Annotated in this window: 3 protein-coding genes; 1 reads left to right on the plus strand and 2 read right to left on the minus strand. The window is 67.7% G+C overall.

What is annotated here, in order from left to right; all coding sequences use genetic code 11:
• The coding region (locus VGZ32_RS26975) for a DUF4873 domain-containing protein (RefSeq protein ID WP_326889030.1) at nt 1–1,838 on the minus strand (1,838 nt) is incomplete at its 3' end.
• Nucleotides 1,839–1,860: 22 nt separating this feature from the next.
• Nucleotides 1,861–2,589, minus strand: a complete 729-nt coding sequence (locus VGZ32_RS26980; RefSeq protein ID WP_326889031.1) for a TetR/AcrR family transcriptional regulator — start codon at nt 2,587–2,589, stop codon at nt 1,861–1,863.
• A gap of 66 nt (nt 2,590–2,655) precedes the next feature.
• On the opposite strand from VGZ32_RS26980, the gene VGZ32_RS26985 reads away from it, so the two are divergent.
• The coding region (locus tag VGZ32_RS26985; RefSeq protein ID WP_326889032.1) for a diiron oxygenase at nt 2,656–3,311 on the plus strand (656 nt) is incomplete at its 3' end.

Raw genomic sequence — 3,311 nt, forward strand, 5'->3', positions numbered from 1 at the left:
TCGTCGAGGTCGATGCGCCTGGTTTCGCGGCGGAAGCGGAGGGTGGAGGCGGGCCAGAGGGTGGGGTTGCGGCCAGCGGCGTTGAGGTACCAGCTCACGCAGCCTCCGGTGGCCCAGACGGTGGAGGCCATCCGGCGCTCGACTTCGGCACACCAGCGGTCTTGGGCTTCGGCGCGGACGTCGAGGGCTGCGACGCCTCGCCGCTTGAGTGTGCGCAGGTAGTCGATCACGTAGTTGAGCTGCGACTCGATGATGTGGACCATCGAGCTGTGGCCGAGCACGGTGTTGGGGCCGATGATCAGGAAGAGGTTGGGGAATCCTCCGACGGTCGTGCCGCGTAGTGCGTGGGGGTTGCCTGCCCAATGCTCGGCGAGATTCATGCCGCCGACGCCGTGGATGCGCTTGGCGATCGGCATGTCCACGGCGTGGAAACCGGTCGCGAACACGAGCACGTCGGCCTCGTGCGCGCTGCCGTCCTGGGCGATCAGGGTGCTGCCGTCGATCTTGGCGAGGCCGGAGGCGATGACGGTGGTGTTGGGCCGGTTGAGGGCTGGGTAGAAATCGTTCGAGAGCAGGACTCGCTTGCAGCCCATCACATACGTGGGGGTCAACTTGGCCCGCAGGGTTTCGTCGTGGATTGTCTTCTTCAAGGTGCGCAGGGCTAGGCGCTGTGCGACCTTTAACTGCCACGGGTGCTTGACGAACGCGCCGACGCTGGACTCGTGAGCGAGGTAGATCCCGAGGCGGGTGAGGCGCTGTACGGGCGGGACGTGTTGGTAGATCCGGCGCTCGACGGCGGTGAGGTGTCGGTCGGGGCGGGGAAGGACCCAGGCGGGGGTGCGCTGGAAGAGGAAGAGGCTCCCCACCGCGGGTAGGAGTTCGGGGACGATCTGAACGGCGGAGGCGCCGGTGCCGATGACGGCTACGCGCTTGCCGGTCAGGTCGTGATCGTGGTTCCAGCGGGCGGAGTGGAAGACCTCGCCGGGGAACGCGGCCAGGCCGGGGATGTCTGGGAGCAAGGGTTCTGACAAGGGGCTGGCGGCGGAGACGACGGCGTCGGCGGTGAAGTCGCCACGAGACGTGGATAGCCGCCAGTGTTTCGCCGCGTCGTCCCAGCGCGCCTCGGTGACTTCGGTGTTGAAGCGGATGTGGCGGCGCAGCGCGTACCGGTCGGTGACGTCTTCGAGGTATGCCTTGATCTCGGGCTGCCTGGAAAAGCTGTGCGACCAGCGCGGATTCGCGGCGAACGAGAACGAGTAGAGGTGGGACGGCACGTCGCAGGCGCAGCCGGGATAGGTGTTGTCGCGCCAGGTCCCTCCGATGGCGTCTGCGCGTTCGAAGATCGCGAAGTCCTTGATGCCGGCCTGACGTAGCCGGATGGCGGTGCCCAGTCCGCCGAAGCCGGCGCCGATGATGGCGATGTGGAGGTGGGGGTGGGGGTAGGGGTGGGAGGGGGATGGCATCGACGGGGTGGAGGGAGTGTCAGGGGCGGGGGTGGTGGCGGCGGGGAAGGGGGGCGTCGAGAGTCCGATGACGCGATAACGGTTCCAGGGGTCCGGTTCGGAGATGTCGCAGGGGGCGGAGCCGTGGGGAGTGGTCAGGACCGCAGAGGTGCGACCGGATCCGAGGGCTGAGATAAGGGCGGGGTCGGGATCGAGGCGGCCGTACCAGTGGTAGCGGCCGTCTATGGGTTCGAAGTAGCCGCGCAGGGAGACGTGGACGTGGAAGTCGTGGTCGGCGACGGTGAGAGTCGCAGAGCCCTGGTAGCTGTCATCGGTGTGATCGTCATTGGGGTTACGGTCGTGGGGGTGGCAGTCCTCGTCATCGAGTCCAGGCACGGTGCGCTCCCCTCTGGGTCGGTTATTCGGCGGCGCGGAGCTTGGGCTTGGGGACCGGGAGCGGCTGGTCCGGGTCGATGGTGACGCCCTCGTCGCGCAGCACTCCGGCGAACGCCCCCCAGACCAGGCGGGTGGTGTATTCGACCACGTGCACACGGCTCATCGACCGGCGTTGCAGCCACCACTCCCCCGTGCTCTGCACCAAGCCGGTGACCCCGTACGCCCACGGCTCGGCGGCGCCGGAGTCGAGGCCGAACTCACGCAGGTAGTCGCCGATCACCGCGGTCAGCGCGGACGCGACCAACTCCTTGTCCTGCTGCACCGGGTCCTGGCCGTCCGCCCACTCGACCGCCGGGCGCCGGGCCAGGAGCCAGTAAAGGTTCGGATTCTCGTCGATCACCGAGAAGTACGCGCCGATCGCCTCGCGGGTGCGGGCGAGTGCGGGGCCGCTCGAGTTGATCGCCGGCAGCAAGCGGCTGATGAGCAGTTCGGTGCCCCGCTCGGCGAGCGCGTTGATGAGTGCTGCTTTGTCGCTGAAATAGCGGTAGAGGACGGGCTTGGTGACCCCGGCTTCGGCGGCTACGGCCTCCATGGGCAGGTCAGTGCCCGATGTCAGCAGGACGTGCAGGGCGGCGTCGACGAACTCGCGGCGGCGTGCGTCGCGGTGCGCGGTCCACCGGTCGCGGCGTGCGTCATGCGACGCTCCGGCTCCGGCGCCGGAACCCGCCGCACCCTTGACAGCCGAGTTCATGCTGCGCATGCTACCAGAAGTAACTGTTACTTCAAGTTATAGCAAATTTCTGGAGGGAGATTCGCGATGACGGCAGAGACGACCGAAGAGCGGGACCGCACCGCCGAGCGGCTGCTGCGCTCCAGCGCCGCTCGCTCATACGACCCGGAGCTCGAGATCAACTGGTCGGCGCCGCTCGTCGACGGGCTCGGGTACATGCTGGAGGAGCGCTGCTCGATCTACGGGACTCTGCTGTGGCGCTCGCTGAGCCCAGAGCAGCGGCTTGAACTGGGAAAACACGAGGCGGCGAGCGTCGCGACGGTCGGGCTGTGGCTCGAGTTCCTGCTCATGCGGACACTGTCGAAGCTGGTCTACGAAAGCGATCCGACTACCCGCCGGATCCAGTACGCCCTCACCGAGATCGCCGACGAGTGCCGGCATTCGACGATGTTCGCGCGCATGGTGGAGCGGATCGGGGTGCCGAACTACGGACCCAAGCGGCATGTACACCGGTTGGGTCGCCTGTTGCCGTATCTGGCGTACGGGCCGGCGATGTGGGGCGCGGTGCTGATCGGCGAGGAGGTCATCGACCGCTTCCAGCGCGAGATGGTCGACGACGAGCGGATCCAGCCGCTGATGCGGATGGTCAACCGCATTCACATCGTCGAGGAGGCGCGGCACATCGGGTTCGCGCGGGCCGAGCTGACGCGGGCGGTCTCGGAGATGCCGCGCCGCGAGCTGCC

It is taken from the genome of Actinocrinis sp., assembly GCF_035938995.1.
Classification (GTDB): domain Bacteria; phylum Actinomycetota; class Actinomycetes; order Streptomycetales; family Catenulisporaceae; genus DASZGI01.

Excerpts from the sequence above, each read along its gene's own strand:
- VGZ32_RS26980 (WP_326889031.1), bottom strand. The coding sequence starts at position 2,589 with ATGAACTCGGCTGTCAAGGGTGCGGCGGGTTCCGGCGCCGGAGCCGGA.